The 19,294-nt window shown below is 53.6% G+C and carries 16 protein-coding genes and 1 rRNA gene; 8 read left to right on the forward strand and 9 right to left on the reverse strand.

What is annotated here, in order from left to right; translation table 11 throughout:
* From PV407_RS19220 to dnaA, 9 genes are all read right to left on the reverse strand, one after another.
* Window positions 1-465: ribosomal RNA gene (locus PV407_RS19220) — 16S ribosomal RNA — on the reverse strand; the annotation flags it as partial.
* A 354-nt stretch (window positions 466-819) separates the two neighbouring features.
* Window positions 820-1,860 (reverse strand): HD-GYP domain-containing protein, encoded by a 1,041-nt coding sequence (locus PV407_RS19225; protein WP_332091593.1) that lies wholly within the window; start codon window positions 1,858-1,860, stop codon window positions 820-822.
* Window positions 1,861-1,909: 49 nt separating this feature from the next.
* Window positions 1,910-4,372 carry a DNA gyrase subunit A gene (gyrA, locus tag PV407_RS19230; protein ID WP_332091594.1) on the reverse strand — a complete coding sequence of 821 codons (2,463 nt, stop codon included), beginning with the start codon at window positions 4,370-4,372 and terminating at the stop codon, window positions 1,910-1,912.
* Window positions 4,373-4,477: 105 nt separating this feature from the next.
* Entirely contained in the window at window positions 4,478-6,391 is a 1,914-nt protein-coding gene (gyrB, locus tag PV407_RS19235; RefSeq protein WP_332091595.1) for a DNA topoisomerase (ATP-hydrolyzing) subunit B, read from the reverse strand.
* An 8-nt stretch (window positions 6,392-6,399) separates the two neighbouring features.
* Complete coding sequence (gene remB, locus PV407_RS19240) at window positions 6,400-6,681, reverse strand: extracellular matrix regulator RemB (protein ID WP_332091596.1); 282 nt, start codon at window positions 6,679-6,681, stop codon at window positions 6,400-6,402.
* 38 nt (window positions 6,682-6,719) lie between these two features.
* Window positions 6,720-7,829 (reverse strand): DNA replication/repair protein RecF, encoded by a 1,110-nt coding sequence (gene recF, locus PV407_RS19245; protein WP_332091597.1) that lies wholly within the window; start codon window positions 7,827-7,829, stop codon window positions 6,720-6,722.
* Window positions 7,830-7,840: 11 nt separating this feature from the next.
* Window positions 7,841-8,059 carry a S4 domain-containing protein YaaA gene (gene yaaA, locus PV407_RS19250; protein WP_332091598.1) on the reverse strand — a complete coding sequence of 73 codons (219 nt, stop codon included), beginning with the start codon at window positions 8,057-8,059 and terminating at the stop codon, window positions 7,841-7,843.
* 13 nt (window positions 8,060-8,072) lie between these two features.
* Window positions 8,073-9,215 carry a DNA polymerase III subunit beta gene (gene dnaN / locus PV407_RS19255; RefSeq protein ID WP_332091599.1) on the reverse strand — a complete coding sequence of 381 codons (1,143 nt, stop codon included), beginning with the start codon at window positions 9,213-9,215 and terminating at the stop codon, window positions 8,073-8,075.
* A gap of 216 nt (window positions 9,216-9,431) precedes the next feature.
* Window positions 9,432-10,796 (reverse strand): chromosomal replication initiator protein DnaA, encoded by a 1,365-nt coding sequence (dnaA, locus tag PV407_RS19260; protein ID WP_332091600.1) that lies wholly within the window; start codon window positions 10,794-10,796, stop codon window positions 9,432-9,434.
* A 526-nt stretch (window positions 10,797-11,322) separates the two neighbouring features.
* Here dnaA and rpmH point away from each other — a divergent pair.
* From rpmH to noc, 8 genes are all read left to right on the forward strand, one after another.
* Window positions 11,323-11,457: a 50S ribosomal protein L34 gene (gene rpmH, locus PV407_RS19265; protein WP_110841751.1), complete on the forward strand. Its 135-nt coding sequence runs from the start codon at window positions 11,323-11,325 to the stop codon at window positions 11,455-11,457.
* Between the two features lie 145 nt (window positions 11,458-11,602).
* Window positions 11,603-11,950, forward strand: coding sequence for a ribonuclease P protein component (rnpA, locus tag PV407_RS19270; protein WP_332091601.1), 348 nt, complete (start codon window positions 11,603-11,605; stop codon window positions 11,948-11,950).
* A gap of 220 nt (window positions 11,951-12,170) precedes the next feature.
* The gene (gene yidC / locus PV407_RS19275) at window positions 12,171-12,917 is read left to right on the forward strand and encodes a membrane protein insertase YidC (RefSeq protein WP_442951682.1); all 747 of its coding nucleotides are present in this window, start codon (window positions 12,171-12,173) and stop codon (window positions 12,915-12,917) included.
* Window positions 12,914-13,531 (forward strand): RNA-binding cell elongation regulator Jag/EloR, encoded by a 618-nt coding sequence (jag, locus tag PV407_RS19280; protein ID WP_332091602.1) that lies wholly within the window; start codon window positions 12,914-12,916, stop codon window positions 13,529-13,531. The genes yidC and jag overlap by 4 nt, the downstream gene beginning before the upstream one ends.
* Before the next feature lie 195 nt (window positions 13,532-13,726).
* Complete coding sequence (gene mnmE / locus PV407_RS19285; RefSeq protein ID WP_332091603.1) at window positions 13,727-15,100, forward strand: tRNA uridine-5-carboxymethylaminomethyl(34) synthesis GTPase MnmE; 1,374 nt, start codon at window positions 13,727-13,729, stop codon at window positions 15,098-15,100.
* Window positions 15,101-15,159: 59 nt separating this feature from the next.
* Entirely contained in the window at window positions 15,160-17,052 is a 1,893-nt protein-coding gene (mnmG, locus tag PV407_RS19290; RefSeq protein WP_332091604.1) for a tRNA uridine-5-carboxymethylaminomethyl(34) synthesis enzyme MnmG, read from the forward strand.
* 5 nt (window positions 17,053-17,057) lie between these two features.
* Window positions 17,058-17,792, forward strand: coding sequence for a 16S rRNA (guanine(527)-N(7))-methyltransferase RsmG (gene rsmG, locus PV407_RS19295; RefSeq protein WP_332091605.1), 735 nt, complete (start codon window positions 17,058-17,060; stop codon window positions 17,790-17,792).
* Between the two features lie 469 nt (window positions 17,793-18,261).
* Window positions 18,262-19,080 carry a nucleoid occlusion protein gene (gene noc, locus PV407_RS19300; RefSeq protein ID WP_332091606.1) on the forward strand — a complete coding sequence of 273 codons (819 nt, stop codon included), beginning with the start codon at window positions 18,262-18,264 and terminating at the stop codon, window positions 19,078-19,080.
* Window positions 19,081-19,294: the final 214 nt, after the last annotated feature.

The following is a 19,294-nucleotide window of genomic DNA, read 5'->3' on the forward strand; positions in this document are numbered from 1 at the left end:
GAGCAGTTACTCTCCTTGGCGTTCTTCTCTGGCAACAGAGCTTTACGATCCGAAAACCTTCATCACTCACGCGGCGTTGCTCCGTCAGGCTTTCGCCCATTGCGGAAGATTCCCTACTGCTGCCTCCCGTAGGAGTCTGGGCCGTGTCTCAGTCCCAGTGTGGCCGATCACCCTCTCAGGTCGGCTACGCATCGTCGCCTAGGTAGGCCGTTACCCTACCTACTAGCTAATGCGCCGCAGGCCCATCCGTAAGCGGCAGATTGCTCCGCCTTTCCAATGAAGAACATGCGTTCTCCATACGTATCCGGTATTAGCTAACGTTTCCGTTAGTTATCCCGGTCTTACGGGCAGGTTGCCTACGTGTTACTCACCCGTCCGCCGCTGACCCCGAAAGGTCCGCTCGACTTGCATGTATTAGGCACGCCGCCAGCGTTCGTCCTGAGCCAGGATCAAACTCTCCAATAAGGTGTTGCTTATTAGATGAGCCGATTTGCTCATTACTTGACTAGCTTGTTATGGTCTCGCGAGAGACCGCACTTGCACGCTCGTTGTTCAGTTTTCAAGGAGCAAATTCGATGACCTTCGTCAACTTTCGCCGTTTTGCGGCGACCTCTTTAATATAACACATCCGCCTATTTCTTTGCAAGCTTTTTTGAAAATTATTTTTCGAAGCTTGCCGACCGATGCATTGCCGTTTGAAGCGGCAAGAGATAGACTACCACGCCCATACGAGAAAGTCAACATCTTTTTTCTTACTCTATGATTAAACCGACTTGTCGGATTTGAAACAAAAGCGGGCGCCTTCGCAGCGCCCGCCGGTCATACGACTTCCTGTATAAATAATTTGCGGTCGACCGCCAAATTGACGATGGTTCCGTTAATGTTCACCATCGGACGCGTCGGATTCGCCCGGTCCGTAAAAATAATTTCGCCGATCCGATTGTCGCTCAGCCTTACGATCGTACCGTGATGAAATTGCGTCACCTTATGGATAAACGTCGAGACGATCGTCGGCTCCAGCTTGCCGAACGATTCCTTCTGAACCTGCTCGAGCACGAGATACGGCGACTGCGCCTTCTTGTAGGTCCGATTGCTCGTCATCGCGTGAAAAATATCGGCTACCGCGATCACTTTCGCATACGGATGGATTTTGTCGCCTTTCACGGCAAGCGGATAGCCCGAACCATCCTCCCGCTCGTGATGCTGCAAAGCGCAAAGCTTCGAGCCGTCGTTGAGCGAAGCCGTATTTTTAAGAATGGCGTACCCGTACAGCGTATGACGTCTCACCTCTTCCACTTCGGCGGCCGTCAGCTTGGAAGGTTTGGCCAATATGGCCGGATCGACCTTCGCGTTGCCGATGTCGTGCAGCAATCCGCCCAATGCGATCGGTATCCAGTCCTTGCTCTGGAATCCGTGCCATTTCCCCAGCAAATACGAGGTAAGAGCGACCATGATGCTGTTGTGATACATATATTCGTCCGAGTTCAGCATTCTCGGCGTAAACGTCAAAATGTTGTAATGCTCGATTTTGGCGATCAACTGCTCGAGTCCCGTTCGAATATCCAATATCGGAATGGTCGGGGAAGCCATCGCGTTTTTGAACACCTTTTTCAGCAGTTGCAGCATTTTGTCGTATTCGGTGTAAAACTGGATGAGGCCCGATTCTTCCTGCCTTTCTTCCGATTTGGCCGACGCCTCCGGCTCGATCGTGACGGCCGGGATGAGAAACGCCCGCAAAATGTCATACTCCCTCTGGGTAACGTAAAAACCTTTCTTGAACAAAACGTTGCCCATTTTCGTAACGACATCTTCGACGATTTTATCGCCGATTTTCAACTGGGAAACGGAAATGATCGCCATCCTATGTCGCCTGCCTTGCGTTCTCGTTTATCGAATCTCCCGTTCCGGTTTATTGTTCCTCGTCGGATTCCGCATCGGCCGGCGCTTCTTCGCTTTTCTCGACCCGCGTAACGGTAGCGACCTCGTCGTCCTCGCGCGTATGAATCAGCTTGACGCCCTGCGTATTGCGGCCCATCGTGTTGATTCCCGACATGCTCGTGCGGATAATCGTGCCCGAAGCGGTAATAATCATAAGGTCTTCTTCGTTTTTGACGACCTTGAGACCTACGACCGGACCGTTCTTCGGCGTAATGTTCAGCGTCTTGATCCCTTTGCCGCCGCGCGACTGGATGCGGTATTCGTCCATCGGCGTCCGCTTGCCGTACCCTTTGGACGTAACGATGAGTACGTCGTCGTTCAAATCGACGACATCCATATCGATGACGGCATCGTCGTCGGCGATCGAAATGCCTTTTACCCCGGTCGCCGAACGTCCCATCGAACGGACGTCCTCCTCGGAAAACCGGATCGACATCCCTTGCCGCGTCCCCATAATGATTTCCTGCTTGCCGTCGGTCAGCTTCACGCCGATCAAATCGTCGTCCTCGCGCAGGTGGATCGCGATCAAGCCCGCCTTGCGGATGTTGGCGTAATCGTCGAGCGGCGTCTTTTTGACGATTCCGTTTTTGGTGGCGAAAAACAAATATTTGTCGGAATCGAAATTTTCGATCGGAATGACCGCGTTCACTGTCTCGCCCTGTTCGATCTGGATCAGGTTGATGATCGGCGTTCCCCGGGCCGTACGGCTCAAATCGGGAATTTCGTAAGCTTTCAGCCGGTACGCCTTCCCTTTGTTCGTGAAAAACATCAAATAATGATGCGTATTCGAAACGAACAAATGTTCGAGGAAGTCGTTGTCTTTCGTATCCATCCCGACGACGCCGCGGCCGCCCCGCTTCTGACTGCGGTAGGTCGTAACCGGCAGCCGTTTGATATAGCCGGAATGCGTAATCGTAATGATGACGTCCTCGCGCGGGATCAAGTCCTCGTCTTCGATGCTTTCTTCGCCGATCGTAATTTCGCTGCGGCGTTCGTCGGCGTATTTCTCGCGAATTTCCCGCAGCTCTTCGCTAATAATGCCGAGAATCAGCTTTTCGTCGGCCAAAATGGCGCGGTATTCGGCGATTTTTTGCATCAATTCCGCGTACTCCGCCTCGATCTTTTCCCGCTCCAACCCGGTGAGCCGCTGCAGACGCATGTCCAAAATCGCCTGCGCCTGCTCGTGGCTCAAGTTGAAACGGTTCATGAGACCGTCGCGCGCTTCTTCCGTCGTCCGGGACGACCGGATCAGCGTAATGACCTCGTCCAAGTTGTCGAGAGCGATGCGCAGCCCTTCGAGAATATGCGCCCGGGCTTCCGCTTTTTTCAAATCGTACTCGGTCCGACGGCGTATGACTTCCTGCTGGTGTTTCAAATAATAATGGAGCATGTCCTTCAGGTTCAGCACTTTCGGCTCGCCGTTCACGAGCGCGAGCATGATGATCCCGTAGTTGGACTGCATCGGCGTATGCTTATACAAATTGTTCAGCACGACGTTCGGATTGACGTCGCGGCGAAGCTCGATAACGATGCGCATCCCGGTGCGGTCGGACTCGTCCCGCAAATCGGTAATGCCGTCGATATGCTTGTCGCGCACGAGCTCGGCGATTTTTTCGACGAGCTTCGCCTTGTTCACTTTATACGGCAGCTCGTACACGATTATACGGGCTTTGTTGTTCGATTCCTCGATGTTGACTTTCGCCCGCATCGTGGCGGAGCCGCGGCCCGTCGTATACGCCTGGCGGATGCCCTCGCGCCCCAAAATGTAGGCGCCCGTCGGAAAGTCCGGGCCTTTGATGACCTGCATCAGCTCGAGCGGCGTGACGTCCGGGTTGTCGATCAGCATTTGCACGCCGTCGATCACCTCGCCGAGGTTATGCGGCGGAATGCTTGTCGCCATCCCTACGGCGATTCCGTACGAGCCGTTGACGAGCAAGTTCGGATAGCGGGAAGGAAGGACGGAAGGCTCGACTTCTTCGCCGTCGTAATTGGGCACGAAATCGATCGTTTCCTTTTGCAAATCGCGCAAAAGCTCCATCGAAATTTTCGACAGCCGCGCTTCCGTGTATCGCATCGCCGCGGCGAAGTCGCCGTCGATCGAGCCGAAGTTGCCGTGACCGTCGACGAGCATGTACCGGGTCGAGAAATCTTGCGCCATCCCGACCATCGTTTCGTATACGGCCGAATCGCCGTGCGGATGGTATTTGCCGATAACTTCCCCTACGATTCTCGCCGATTTCTTGTAAGGCTTATCCGGTGCCATGCCGAGCTCGGACATCGCGTACAATATGCGGCGGTGCACCGGCTTCAGTCCGTCGCGGACGTCGGGAAGCGCGCGGCTTACGATGATGCTCATCGCGTAATCCATGAAGGACGTGCGCATTTCGTTGCTGATGTCGATATCTTTTATGAGCGAACGATTTTCTTCAGCCATGGGACCTCCTGGAAGCTGGTTGTTCGGCGAACGCTACGCGCGGGGCGCAGCCGGTTTCGCCTTTCGTTTCCGCAACTTGCGCGGCGTTTGTGCCGGCGTATCGGATCAAACGTCCAAGTTTTTGACGAACTTGGCGTGTTCTTGGATAAACTCTCTGCGCGGCTCGACGTTGTCGCCCATGAGCGCGTCGAAAATGGCGTCGGCTTCGATCGCGTCCTGGATGCTCACCTGCAGCATCGTCCGGCTTTCCGGATCCATCGTCGTTTCCCACAATTGCTCCGGGTTCATTTCGCCGAGACCTTTGTACCGCTGGATGTTCGCCTTGACGCCTTCGCCGAATTCCTGCAAAATCGCATCGCGCTGCTTCTCGTTATAGGCATAACGAACGGTCTTGTTCCGTTCGATTTTGAACAGCGGCGGCTGCGCGATATACACGTAGCCGGCTTCGATAATTTTGCGCATATACCGGTAAAAGAACGTCAGCAGCAGCGTCCGGATGTGGGCGCCGTCCACGTCGGCGTCGGTCATGATAATGACTTTATGGTAACGCGCTTTGGACAAGTCGAAATCGTCGCCGATTCCCGTGCCGAGCGCCGTAATGATCGCGCGGATTTCCGCGTTGGACAAAATTTTGTCGAGACGCGACTTCTCGACGTTCAAAATTTTCCCGCGAAGCGGCAAAATCGCCTGGAAATGCCGATCTCGGCCCTGCTTGGCCGAACCGCCCGCGGAGTCGCCTTCGACGATGTACACTTCGCTGATCGACGCGTCGCGGGACGAGCAGTCGGCCAGCTTGCCGGGCAGCGAGCTGACCTCGAGCGCGCTTTTGCGCCGGGTCAATTCCCTCGCCTTGCGGGCCGCTTCCCGGGCGCGCGCCGCTTGAATGCCCTTCTCCACGATCCGCTTGGCGATCGCCGGATTTTCGTTCAAAAATTCCTCGAACTTATCCGCGAAAAGAGATTCGACAATACTGCGCACTTCGCTGTTGCCGAGCTTCGTCTTCGTCTGGCCTTCGAACTGCGGGTCGGGAATTTTGACGGAAATGATCGCGGTCAAGCCTTCACGGACGTCGTCCCCGGTCAGGTTGGAGTCGCTGTCCTTGATCGCGTTCGTTTTGCGGGCATAATCGTTCAAAATGCGGGTTAAAGCGCTTTTAAACCCCGATTCGTGCGTGCCGCCTTCATGGGTGTTGATATTGTTGGCGAACGAGTAAATGTTTTCGGTGTAGCTGTCGTTGTACTGCAGCGCCACTTCCGCCTGGATCTTGTCTTTCTCGCCTTCGATGTAGATCGGCGGCTCGTGAATCGCCTGCTTTGTCCGGTTCAAATATTCGACGTACGAGACGATGCCGCCGTCCGCCTTGTACGTGTTCGACAAATCGTGGCGCTCGTCGATAAGCTGAATTTCGATGCCTTTATTCAAAAACGCAAGCTCGCGTATGCGCGATTGCAGCATATCGTACTCGAATTCGGTCGTTTCCGTAAAAATGTCCGGGTCCGGCTTGAACGTAATTTTCGTTCCGGTCTCGTCCGTGTCGCCGACGATCTGAATGTCGTATTGCGGCTTCCCCCGGCTGTATTCCTGTTTATAAACGTGCCCGTCCTTCCACTTCACTTCGACGACGAGCTTTTCCGAGAGCGCGTTGACGACGGACACGCCGACCCCGTGCAGACCGCCGGACACTTTGTACCCTTCGCCGCCGAATTTGCCGCCCGCATGCAGAACGGTCAAGACGACTTCGAGCGTCGATTTTTTCAGTTTGGCATTTTCGCCGACCGGGATGCCCCGGCCGTTGTCGATGACGGTCACGCTGTTGTCTTTATGGACGATGACCTGGATTAATGTGCAATATCCCGCCAACGCCTCGTCGATGCTGTTATCTACTACTTCCCAAACCAAATGGTGAAGCCCCCGGACGCCGGTTGACCCAATATACATCCCCGGGCGTTTGCGTACCGCTTCGAGTCCTTCAAGCACCTGGATCTGGCTTTCGTCGTATGTGTGTTGGTTGACAGTCATTCGCTAGGTCACCTACTTCTCTGATTTGAAAATGGTTCGATATCGCTGACGAGCAAGCTGCTGGTCCGTTTTTTGAGCGTCGTCGACGAGATGGGAGAGTAGTAAACTTTCGTTTTCGTCACGACGATCGACTTGCACTCTTCTTCGCCGATCACTTCCACGTTTTTTTCTTTTTGGGCATGCAGCACGAAACTTTTCGATATTTTCGAAGACTTCTCGACGGACAGATCGAAGATGGCGATAAGCTCGGACGTACGAATGATTTTTTCTCCGCCTAAATGAATAAACATGACGAATCAGCTCCTCTTTCGATTTAAGCGAGCGTTGACTAAACCAATCGGCCGTTTCGCACATGAAAAATGGAGGCGTTCTCCAGTCGATTCATCTGAAGGCTTTCAACGCCGGTCGTGGTGATGAACGTCTGAACTTTCGTCTGGAACGTCTCGAGAAGTTGGGTTTGCCGATATGTGTCCAATTCGGACAGAACGTCGTCGAGCAAGAGCAGCGGATATTCGCCGACTTCCTCCTGGATAAACTCGATTTCGGCGAGTTTTAACGACAGCGCGGTTGTTCGCTGCTGCCCTTGCGAACCGAACGTCTGGACGTCTTTGCCGTTGATGTAGAAAGCCAGATCGTCCCGGTGGGGGCCGTACAGCGTCGTGCTTCGTCGTATTTCCTGATCCTTAGCCTGTGATAACTTTATCATAAATTGCTCAAATAAAACAGATTCTTCTACCGAATCGTCATAGGCGAACGAAGGCTTGTACTCGATGGCGAGCGTTTCCGAGCCGTTCGTAATGCCGCGATGGATAGATTCCGCCCATATTTGCAACTTATGAATAAAGTTTTGACGTTTTTTCATAATTTTAATACTCAGGCGGACAAGTTGTTCGTTCCACACCTCGAGCAGCGTCCCGTTCGCCGGCGATGCGCCGAACGACTGCTTGAGCAGGTTGTTGCGCTGCGCGAGCACTTTCTGATATTGCGACAAGTCATATATATACGAGGGCAGCACCTGCCCGATCTCCATGTCGAGAAACCGGCGGCGGACGCCGGGAGAGCCTTTGACGATGCTCAAATCTTCCGGCGCGAACATGACGACGTTGAGCGCTCCGATAAAATTGCTCAGCTTTTTTTGCTCCAGCCCGTTGATAATCGCTTTTTTGCCTTGATTCGAAAACGTCAGGTCGAGGGTGCACGGGCCGTATTTTTTATCGAACTCCCCGTGCAGCGTCGTCCGTTCGGCGCCGAAGCGGATCAGCTCCTTATCGTGATGCGTCCGGTGCGACTTGGTCAAGGCGAGCACGAATATCGCTTCGAGCAAATTCGTTTTCCCTTGGGCGTTCGGGCCGATGAAAATATTGACGGCGCCTTCCGTCGCCAGCTCTACCGATTCGTAGTTGCGATAGTCGCGGAGCGCCAGTTTTTTCAGATACAAGCAGAAGCCTCCTAGCTACGCCGCTCGACCGCGAACGTTCCGCAGCCTTCCACCGCAACGCGGTCGCCGGCGTACAGCTTGCGTCCTCTGCGGTTTTCCGGCTCGTCGTTTACGGAAATCGCGGTCTCCTTGACGAAAACTTTCGCTTCCCCGCCCGTCGATATGCAGTCCGCCAGCTTCAAAAATTGACCGAGCGTAATGAATTCCGTCGAAATGGTGATCGTCTTCATCTCTTGCACCCCGTCAGCCCGTCGTCCGGTAAGGCATGATCAGATGCAGCATGTTGGAGTGGTCCTCCGGCTTCATGATGATCGGCTGCATCGCGCCGCGGAAACAAATTTGGATAAAATCGCTGTCGATGACCTTGAGCGCGTCGAGCATATATTTGGAGTTGAACGAGATGCTGAGCAGGTCGCCGGTCAGCTTGTGCGTTTCGATCTGCTCCGTCACTTTGCCGAGCTCGCTGGAGCTGGACGATATTTCGACCGACTGGTCTTCCTTCAGCGTCATTTTCACGATATTCGTCTTCTCTTCGCGCGACAGCAAGTAAGCGCGGTCGATTGCGTCGGCCAGCTTGCGCGTGTCGATCGTCAGCTCGGTTTGGAACGATTGCGGAATGAGCTTCGACGTGTCCGGGTAGGCGCCGTCCAAAATGCGCGTGTAAAATAAAATATTTTCCATTTTGAACAGCACCTGGTTGTTCGCGACAACGATTTCGACGGTCATGTTATCGTCGGGAAGCAGCTTGTTCAGCTCGTTCAAGCTTTTGCCGGCAATGACGATATTTTGAAAGTCGACTCCGCCTTCGGATGAAATTTGCGCTTCCCGCGACGCCATCCGCAGCCGGTCGCAGGCGATCAGCTTCAGCCGGTTTTGGGCGAAATTCCACAAGACGCCGGTCAGGATCGGCGACGTTTCGCTGGTGGAGACGGCGAACGTCGTTTGCCGGATCATGCTTTTCAGCAAATCGCTCGATACGTTCACGACGTTGTGCTCCTCCAGCTGCGGGAGGAGAGGGTACTCTTCGGGATCGAGGCCGACGAGCTGAATTTCCGCCGCTCCGGAGCGAATCCATGTAATAAAATTTTGTTTCACCTCGATCGTCACTTCGGGCGACGGCAGCTTGCGGATCATCTCCGTAAAAAATTTCGCCGGCAGCACGACGCTGCCGGTAGCAGCCACTTGCACGATTTCCGTTCCGTCGAGCTCGCGCGGAATAAAGCTTTGTATCGAAATTTCCGTATCGGACGCCGTCAGCGTGACGCCGTTTTCGTCCACATCTATTTTGATGCCGGTCAAGATCGGGATCGTCGTCCGGCTGGAGATCGCTTTCGACACGTGCTGGATCGATTCGTTCAAGTTGTCTTTCAAAATATGGATTCTCATTATTTCAACTCCCGGTTCTAAATGATTCCGAAGCTCGCATAAGATAACGATGTAGACGAGGATGCGGAAAGCGAACGGCTTGCGCGTCACTATTAAGTATATATCTTTTATAGTGCAGGTAGTAGTAGGCGCCCTGAATATGTGGATATGTGGGCAAACCGCTTGAACAATAAAGCCTATCCACATGTGAATAGTTTGTGCATAGGCTTCCGATTATTAAGAGGTCGGATTTTTGATTTTTTCGGTTATCGTTTGAATGATTTTGTACAAGTCCTGATCGTGCTGCAGAGCGGAGGCGATTTTTTCGTGGGCGTGGATGACGGTCGTATGGTCCCGTCCTCCGAACGCTTCGCCGATTTTCGGCAGCGAATAGTCGGTCAGCTCGCGGGACAAGTACATGGCGACCTGTCTCGGAAAAGCGACGGCTTTCGTTCGTTTGCGCGCCTTGAAATCTTCCAGCTTCAGACTGTAAAACTCGCCGACCTTCTGCTGAATGTCCTGAATCGTAATGATTTTCGGCCGGCTGGACGGAATGATGTCCTTGAGCGCTTCCGCGGCCAGATGCGTCGTGATGTCCTGGTTGATGAGCGACGAATAGGCGACGACGCGGATGAGGGCGCCTTCCAGCTCGCGAATGTTCGTATCGATCTGGTTCGCGATATAGATCATCGCCTCGTTCGGGATATCCAAATTTTCCGCCTTCGCCTTTTTCCTGAGAATGGCGATTCGCGTTTCCAGATCGGGAGGCGCGATGTCGGTTATAAGTCCCCACTCGAACCGGGAGCGGAGCCGGTCTTCGAGCGTCGGGATTTCTTTCGGCTGCCGGTCGCTCGAGATAATGATCGCTTTATGCTCCTCGTGCAGCGCGTTGAACGTATGGAAAAATTCTTCCTGCGTGCCTTCCTTGCCGGCCAAAAACTGGATGTCGTCGATCAGCAGCACGTCGATTTTGCGGTATTTGTTGCGAAAATCTTCGCCCCGGTTGTCGCGGACGGCGTTGATGAACTCGTTCGTAAATTTCTCGGACGAAATGTACAGCACGCGCGCCCCCGGATTGTGCTCCAGCACGTAATGGCCGATTGCGTGCATCAGATGGGTTTTTCCGAGTCCGACGCCGCCGTACAAAAACAGCGGGTTGTACGCTTTCGCCGGCGCTTCCGCGACGGCCAGCGACGCCGCATGGGCAAACCGGTTGCCGGATCCGACGACGAACGTATCGAACGTATATTTCGGGTTCAATATATTATAGATGCTGCCGTCTTCCTGCGGCGGCGATTGCTTCACGATCGGAGTCGCTCCCGGCGGGTTCGGCTTCGCGGCGGGCTCTTCCGTATCTTGTATGACGAAGCTGACTTCGACGTCGCGGCCCAAATATTCGAGGACGGTGGCGGCGATCATTTTTTTGTAGCGGCTTTCGAGCCAATCGCGCGCGAAGCTCGACGGCGCGCAAACCGTCAGCTGCGTTTCGGTAAAGACGGATGCCGTCGTCGATTTCAGCCAAGTGTCGAAGCTCGGTTTGCTTAATTTCGTTTGAATCACGGACAACACTTGCTGCCATAACTCGTGGGTATGACCGTCCACAGTTTGTTCACTCCTTCGATTCATTGCCGGTCGTACAAAGGGCCATGCTATGTGAATCATTTCAAAGATTATGTCGGTATATATCCACAAATGTCATAGGTTTGGGAATTTTGAAATGAACGCAGGGGAAAATTGTTCACAAACTTATCCACAGCCTGTTGATAATCGGAGAGTTTCGGTGCGCTATTCACAACCGAAAACAATACCATGATAGCAGAATTGGCGCGTGTTTTCAAACATTATCCACAATATCTAGACCTTGTGCGCAACAGTTGTCAACAGCACTACATATTGTTTATACGTTGTGCAAAAACCGACAAAATGCGATTTTCCGCCCCGAAAAGTTATGCACAAGTGGATAAAAGATCGAAACGCGCGGTTATTTTGCGCACAGTGGATAACGTTGCGGCGAATGCGCCCTGATTTTGCCGAACGGCCCCAGATTGACTTTTGGACCGAGAAGTGATTTAATGGATAGAGGCGTTTTCGGAAAAGGTAACGGAAATACCGTAGGGAGGTGCAATCGATGGGTCCGACATTTAAACCGAATGTCAGCAAGCGCAAAAAAGTGCACGGCTTTCGTAAAAGAATGAGCACGAAAAACGGCCGTAAGGTGTTGAAAGCACGCCGCCAAAAAGGAAGAAAAGTTATCAGCGCGTAATGAAAGGCCACTTCCGGGTGGTCTTTTCTTTTTACGAAATAATGGCATACGTCCGGTGTTCCGGCCGAATGACGGGCTACGGCTTCGAAGTCCCCGCGCCGCGCTGCGGGGGCGCTTAAGTTTTGTCGAATCGACGGTGAAGAGGATGCAGAAGGAGCTGCGGCTGACCCGCAGGGAAGATTTCAATAAAGTGTACCGCCACGGCAAGTCGACGGCCAATTTGCAGGTCGTCATTTATTGTTTGCCGAATCCGCGGATCGAACGGTTCCGGATGGGGGTATCGGTGAGCAAAAAGCTGGGAAGCGCGGTCGTGCGAAACCGGATCAGACGGATGATGAAAGAGATCGTCCGCTTGAACGAGGAACGGATCCGCTCGCATTACGACTTCATCGTGATCGCCCGCAAGCCGGTTGTCGACATGGAGTACAAGCAGTTGGAAAAAAGCTTGATGCACGCGCTGAAACGGGCCCAGCTGCTGCGAAGCTCGACCTAGCGGCGGCCGCTCTGCCGATCGCCCGCCGGGACCTGCTTTCGACAAGCGAAAATTCGTTTTTTCCAAAGTTTCATTTGCTGTCCAACTTGTGGTATAGTTGATGTTGGATAGGAGGGCCGTTTCCCGTCTATGACGGTGCCTTTTCCTGATGTTCCGGGTGCGGTCGACTTTTCGCGCGCAATCAGCGCTATATAGATAAAGATTTAGGAGGAAGCTTATTTTGGCCCGACGTCGAATACATCTCGCTCTGCTGTTTGTTGCTGCCATCGCCTTGCTTTCCGGCTGCAGCAGCATGTCGGCGCAAACGAATCCGATCGATCCGAACAACGGGATATGGGACCGGTATTTCGTGCATCCGCTTTCTTGGTTGCTGAACTGGTTCGCCGAACTGTTATGGGGACAATACGGATTGTCCATTTTGGTCGTAACGATCATCATCCGCTTCCTGGTGCTTCCTCTGACGCTGAAGCAGTACCGCAGCTCCAAGGCGATGCAGGCGATCCAGCCGGATATGAAGAAGATCAAGGACAAGTACAAGGACGATCCGAAGAAGCAGCAGGAAGAAACGATGAAGCTGTTTCAAAAACACGGCGTCAATCCGCTGGCCGGCTGCTTGCCGCTGCTCGTGCAGATGCCGATCTTGATCGCGCTCTATAACGCGATCGTGCGCAACGGGGAGATCAGCCAGCATACGTTTTTATGGATGCAGCTCGGTACGCCGGACCCGTATTACGTGCTTCCGACGCTGGCCGCCATTACGACGTTCCTGCAGCAAAAGGTGATGGCGTCCCAGACGACGCCGCAAATGCAAAATTTGATGCTCATATTCCCGGTGCTCATCTTCGTCATGTCGATGAATTTCGCTTCGGCGCTGCCGCTCTATTGGGTATACAGCAACCTGTTTACTGTCGTGCAATCTTATTTGCTGTACGGTAGATCTAATCAAAAGGGTGACGTGTCCAAATGAAAACAATCGTTGTCACGGGCAAAACGATCGAGGATGCGGTAAAATCCGGGCTTGCGCAATGGGGCGTTCCGGAGCAGCGGGTCAAAGTCAAAGTATTGGAACAGCCCTCCAAAGGGTTATTCGGCTTGATCGGCGCCAAGGAAGCGAAGGTGGAGCTGGAGCTCATTCCGGACGCGCTGGAAGAGGCGGTCAAGTTTTTGGAAGATGTGTTTCGTACGATGGACATCCAAGTCAACATCGATCGTGAGCAAACCGATGACGGCGTACAGTTTAATTTGAACGGCAAAGAATTGGGAATACTGATTGGAAGAAGGGGCCAGACGCTGGACTCTTTGCAATATCTCGTCAATATCGTGGCGAACCGGTACGCCGATTCGCACGTTAGAATCGTGCTCGATGCGGAAAATTTCCGCAAGCGCCGCCGGCAGACGCTGGAGGAGCTTTCGAACCGGCTCGCCATGCGGGTCGTCCGAACCGGCAAGGAAGTGGTGCTGGAGCCGATGTCGCCGCAAGAACGGAAAGTGATCCATTCCAAGCTGCAAAATCATCCCGAGGTGAAAACATTCAGCAAAGGGGAAGAACCGAATCGCAGAGTCGTAATCGCGCTCCGATAAGGGTTGGATGGGATGCGCGGAAGGGGCGCCTCATACCGGGCGAAACGGATGCCGGGAACCGGCGCCGGCCATCCGCGCGACTGCGGCAACTTTATGGCAATGGCTCCGCTAGGGCGGGAGTCATTGTTTTTGTTTTACTTGAAGACTACGGAACGATCAACGAATCGTCAATCCAGAAGGTGGTGTACGTGAAGCATGTCGGATACGATTGCAGCTATTTCGACTCCCGCCGGCGAAGGGGGGATCTCCGTTATACGCGTGAGCGGCGCGGACTCGATCGAGGCGGTCGACCGCATCTTTTCATTTAAAGGAAAGCTGCGGGACGTTCCGTCCCATACGGTGCATTACGGGCATATCGTAGCGCCGGATACCGGCGAGCGGGTCGAAGAAGCGCTCGTGACGGTCATGCGGAGCCCGAGATCGTTTACGACCGAAGATGTCGTCGAAGTCAGCTGTCACGGAGGCCTGATCGCGGTCAAAAAAGTGCTCGACCTCGTGCTGGAGCAAAACGTGCGGCTTGCCGAACCGGGCGAATTTACGAAACGGGCGTTTTTGAACGGACGCATCGACCTCGCCCAGGCGGAAGCGGTCATCGATTTGATCCGGGCGAAGTCCGACCGGGCGTACAAAATCGCGCTGCGGCAGGTGGAAGGGACGCTGTCGAAGCAGGTGAAGCAGCTGCGCCACCGGCTCGTCGAATTGATGGCGCATATCGAGGTCAATATCGATTACCCCGAACATGACGTCGAAGAGCTGACGAACGCGTATATCGAGGACAAATGCAAAGAAGCGCTGGCCGATCTGGAACGGCTGTTGCGCACGGCGGAGCAGGGGAAAATTTTGCGCGAAGGCATCGTCACCGCCATCGTAGGCCGGCCGAACGTCGGCAAATCTTCGCTGCTCAACGCGCTCGCGCAGGAAAACAAAGCGATCGTCACCGATATCCCGGGGACGACGAGGGACGTAATCGAGGAATACGTGAACTTGAACGGCATACCGCTCAAGCTGCTCGATACGGCCGGACTGCGCGAAACGGAGGATATCGTCGAGCGGATCGGCGTGGAGCGCTCCCGGAACGCTTTAACCGAAGCCGATCTGATCATTCTCGTGATCAACCGCGGCGAGCCGCTGCACGAGGACGAGAAGCAGCTGATCGAGCAGGTGCGGGATAAGCAAAGCATCGTCGTGCTGAACAAGAGCGATCTGCCTCTCGCCGCCGATATCGGTTACGTGGAAGCCCGTTTTCCGCCGGAGCGGATCGTCTCGATGTCGGTCAAGGAAGAGGAAGGGCTGGACCGGTTAGGGAAGGCGATCGCGGATTTGTTTTTCGGCGGACGGCTGGAAATGAACGATTTGACGTATGTGAGCAACGTGCGGCATATTCATCTGTTGAAAAGCGCGATGAAGGCGCTGGAAGAGGCGCTCGAGGCGGTCGACCGGCGCATTCCGATCGATATGATCCAGATCGATATTAGCCGCGCCTGGGAGTCTCTCGGGGAGCTTGTCGGCGATACCGCCCATGAGTCGCTCATCGATCAAATTTTTTCGCAATTTTGTTTGGGCAAGTAATCGACGGAATAAAGCGAACAAATGTTCGTGCTATACAAGAAGGCAAGGGAGGTTTTATCGTGAACAACTATTCGGCGGGTCAATACGACGTCATCGTAATCGGAGCCGGGCATGCCGGCTGCGAGGCGGCGCTCGCTTCCGCACGCATGGGGTGCGAAACGCTGCTGCTTACGATCAATTTGGATATGGTTGCGTTTATGCCGTGCAATCCTTCGATCGGGGGGCCGGCGAAAGGACATGTCGTCCGGGAAATCGATGCGCTCGGCGGCGAGATGGGACGCAATATCGATAAAACGTTTATTCAGCTGCGCATGCTCAATACCGGGAAAGGCCCGGCGGTTCATGCGCTTCGCGCGCAAGCCGACAAATTTTTGTACCAGCATACGATGAAGGAAACGATCGAGAAGCAGCCCAAGCTGACGCTTCGCCAAGGCATGGTCGAGGAGCTGATCGTCGAAGACGGCGTCTGCAAAGGCGTCGTGACGAAGACGGGCGCCGAGTATTACGGCAAAGCGATCGTGCTGACGACCGGCACGTACTTGCGCGGCAAAGTAATCATGGGCGATTTGATGTACGAGAGCGGGCCGAACAACCAGCAGCCGTCCGTAAAGCTGTCGGAAAGCTTGAGATCGCTCGGCTTCGAGCTGGTCCGGTTCAAAACCGGAACTCCGCCGCGCGTGCATAAAGATACGATCGACTTCGCGAAGATGGAAATTCAGCCCGGAGACGAGCAGCCGAAATATTTTTCGTACGAAACCGAGCCGTTCGTCCGCGAGCAGCTGCCGTGCTGGCTTACGTACACGTCGGCCGATACGCATGAAATCATTAACAGCAATCTTCATCGCGCTCCGATGTTTTCCGGGGCGATCGAAGGGACCGGTCCGCGCTATTGTCCGTCGATCGAAGATAAAATCGTCCGCTTCAGCGATAAGCCGAAGCATCAAATCTTTTTGGAGCCGGAAGGCCGCCATACGTCGGAATATTACGTGCAGGGGCTTTCCACCAGCATGCCGGAGGAAGTGCAGTTGAGCATTTTGCGGTCGATCCCCGGTCTCGAGAACGTTAAAATGATGCGTACCGGCTATGCGATCGAGTATGACGCGATCGTCCCGACGCAGCTGTGGCCTTCTTTGGAGACGAAGCGGGTCCAAGGTCTGTTCACCGCAGGGCAAATTAACGGGACGTCCGGCTACGAGGAAGCGGCCGGGCAGGGGATAATGGCCGGCATCAATGCGGCCCGCAAAGTGCAGGGGAAAGAGCCTGTCGTGCTGGAACGGTCGCAAGGCTATATCGGCGTTCTGATCGACGATCTCGTTACGAAAGGCACGAGCGAGCCTTACCGTCTGCTTACGTCGAGAGCCGAATACCGGCTGCTGCTCCGTCACGACAACGCCGATTTGCGGCTTACTCCGATCGGGTACGAGATCGGGCTTATTTCCGAGGAGCGGTATCAAAAGTTTATGCATAAAAAATCGACCGTGGCGCTCGAAATCGATCGGTTGAAAACGACGAAGCTGCGTCCGGAGCCGCATGTTCAGCAGCTTTTGACCGAGCTCGGCACCGTACCGCTGAACAACGCCGTCGATATGATTTCGCTGCTCCGCCGGCCGGAAGTGACATACGCGCATTTGGAGCAGCTGTCTCCGTCGCCGTTCGAATTGAACGAGGAGATGAAGGAGCAGGTCGAAATCCAGATCAAATACGAAGGGTATATCGAGAAGCAGCTGATCCATGTCGAACGTCTCGCGAAAATGGAAAAGAAAAAGCTTCCGGAAAATTTAAATTATGCGGAAATTCACGGGATCGCCAACGAAGCGAAGCAGAAGCTTGCGCAAATCCGGCCGATTTCGATCGGGCAGGCGTCGCGCATTTCCGGGGTAACGCCTGCCGACATTTCGATTCTTCTCGTTTATTTGGAGCAGCATAACAAAACCGCTGCGGCAAGAGGCTGACACCGATGGACGATGTGAAAAAGCTGTTTACCGAGCTGCTTGCCGAACGGCAGCTCCAGTTGTCCGATAAGCAATGGGAGCAATTCGAGACGTATTTTCGCGAGCTTGTTTCTTGGAACGAAAAAATGAATTTGACGGGGATTACCGAGAGAGAGCAGGTCTATATGAAGCATTTTTACGATTCGCTCTCTCTTTCTTTTTTCGTTCCGATGTCCGAACTTTCAACGATAGCCGATATCGGTTCCGGAGCCGGGTTTCCCAGTATTCCGCTTCGCATCGTATTCCCGCATTTGCGCGTAACGATCGTCGATTCGCTAAACAAACGCATTCAGTTTTTGAATCATCTCGTTCAATCGCTGGGGCTGGAGCATGTTACTTGTATACACGGGCGGGCGGAAGATGTCGCTCGCATGAATGGACAACGGGACAGCTACGATCTTGTGACCGCGCGGGCCGTTGCCCGTCTGAACGTGCTCGCCGAATTTTGCCTTCCTTTTGTGCGCAAATCGGGCCTATTTGCTGCGATGAAAGGGGCCGATCCCGAGGAGGAGCTGCGCGAGGCTGCGTTCAGCTTGAGGCAGCTTCGCGGAGTCGTAAAATCGGTCGCATCGTTCCAGCTTCCGATCGAGCAATCTTCCCGGCATATCATTTTGATCGAGAAGGTTGGGGCGACGCCGCAAAAGTATCCGCGAAAGGCGGGACTGCCTTTAAAGCAGCCGCTAATTGGAGCGCCGCGTTAATTGTTCCACGTGAAACATTCACAAATTGTTTCGATGGGATAGGCAGGAAATCGACCGTCTTTGGAGAATTATTATATAGTAGATGGGCGAGTGAAAAACAGGTTTTCAACGTCGGCAAGGCCCCCAATGCGGAAGAAGGAGGGCCGATGCAGCATGCTTGCAGAACTCGTATTCCGGCGAGTGATTGGCTGGTTTAGAGCGGGGTTTTCGGCTGATTCGAGGTCCAAAGACGACTTTTGGATCGATATAAAACGGCTTTGTAAAATCGCGCGAGGAGAATGCTGCATGCTGCCGGTGCCGGGGGGTGTTGGCGTGCAGACCGGTCGCCGAAACAGTATCGACACTGACCCTTATGTCAGCCATTGCAAGTCGAATAGTAGGACGGCAGCGAAGAGCCGCGTAACCTGGATGGGGAACCCTCGGACAAGGCTTTCATAGCGACGAAAGGAATTGGGTGATTGGTTTCCATATGAAAGAACAATTCTCCAAGCTATTCGGGTTCTCGGAGCGAACGAGCCAAGACGAAGTCAAAAACATATCCGTACATGAAATCGTGCCTAGTCCTTATCAGCCGAGGACGATTTTCGACGATGAACGTATCGATGAACTTTGTCAAACGATCAAAACTCACGGGGTCATACAACCGATCGTCGTTCGGGTCCGGAATCAAAAATTTGAAATTATCGCCGGAGAACGCAGATGGCGTGCGGTTAAGAAACTCGGGATGGATACCGTTCCGGCGATCGTCCGCGAATTCAACGACGCGCAGGCCGCGTCAATCGCATTAATTGAAAATTTGCAGCGGGAAGGACTGACGGCGATCGAAGAGGCGATCGCTTATCAGCAGCTGATGGAGATTCACGGACTGACACAGGAAAGCTTGGCTCAACGTCTCGGCAAAAGCCAATCGACGATCGCCAATAAAATCAGGCTCCTCAATTTAAGCGAACCGGTCAAGCAATCGCTGCTGGAACGGAAAATTACGGAACGGCATGCGCGGGCGCTGCTCTCGCTGGACAGCGAAGAACTGCAGCTGAAAGTATTAAACGATGTTATAACGAAAGATTTGAATGTGAAGCAAACGGAAGCTAGAGTGACCTATTATAAAGAAGCGGCGGCCATTAAAAAAAGCAAGCGGGTGTCATTTTCCAAAGATATTCGATTGGCCCTTAATACGATTCGTCAATCGGTCGAAATGGTGGCCGGCTCCGGTCTGCAAATAAAAACCGACGAAAAAGATCACGACGATCACTATGAATTCATTATCCGAATTCCGAAAAAACATTAAACGCGACTTCGACATTCCAGCTCCATTTCATGGGGCTTTTCTTTTCTTCTGTCTCTCGATCAACTTGATAGAGAAACTTGCTAGATTCGACAACCGCGTTTACATATAAGCCCATGTACGGCGGCGAGCCAAGTTTTTCTAACATTTTTCGATTGAAATCTAGCTTTTTAGCGTTTTTGCGTTAGCATTCTGATAGGGGAAAATGGTATAATGA

It is taken from the genome of Paenibacillus sp. GYB003, assembly GCF_036577625.1.
Classification (GTDB): Bacteria; Bacillota; Bacilli; order Paenibacillales; family NBRC-103111; genus Paenibacillus_AB.

Coding starts and splice junctions, on each gene's coding strand:
- PV407_RS19225 (WP_332091593.1), bottom strand. CDS start 1,860: ATGGCGATCATTTCCGTTTCCCAGTTGAAAATCGGCGATAAAATCGTC.
- gyrA (WP_332091594.1), bottom strand. CDS start 4,372: ATGGCTGAAGAAAATCGTTCGCTCATAAAAGATATCGACATCAGCAAC.
- gyrB (WP_332091595.1), bottom strand. CDS start 6,391: ATGACTGTCAACCAACACACATACGACGAAAGCCAGATCCAGGTGCTT.
- remB (WP_332091596.1), bottom strand. CDS start 6,681: ATGTTTATTCATTTAGGCGGAGAAAAAATCATTCGTACGTCCGAGCTT.
- yaaA (WP_332091598.1), bottom strand. CDS start 8,059: ATGAAGACGATCACCATTTCGACGGAATTCATTACGCTCGGTCAATTT.
- dnaN (WP_332091599.1), bottom strand. CDS start 9,215: ATGAGAATCCATATTTTGAAAGACAACTTGAACGAATCGATCCAGCAC.
- rpmH (WP_110841751.1), top strand. CDS start 11,323: ATGGGTCCGACATTTAAACCGAATGTCAGCAAGCGCAAAAAAGTGCAC.
- rnpA (WP_332091601.1), top strand. CDS start 11,603: ATGCAGAAGGAGCTGCGGCTGACCCGCAGGGAAGATTTCAATAAAGTG.
- jag (WP_332091602.1), top strand. CDS start 12,914: ATGAAAACAATCGTTGTCACGGGCAAAACGATCGAGGATGCGGTAAAA.
- mnmE (WP_332091603.1), top strand. CDS start 13,727: ATGTCGGATACGATTGCAGCTATTTCGACTCCCGCCGGCGAAGGGGGG.
- rsmG (WP_332091605.1), top strand. CDS start 17,058: ATGGACGATGTGAAAAAGCTGTTTACCGAGCTGCTTGCCGAACGGCAG.
- noc (WP_332091606.1), top strand. CDS start 18,262: ATGAAAGAACAATTCTCCAAGCTATTCGGGTTCTCGGAGCGAACGAGC.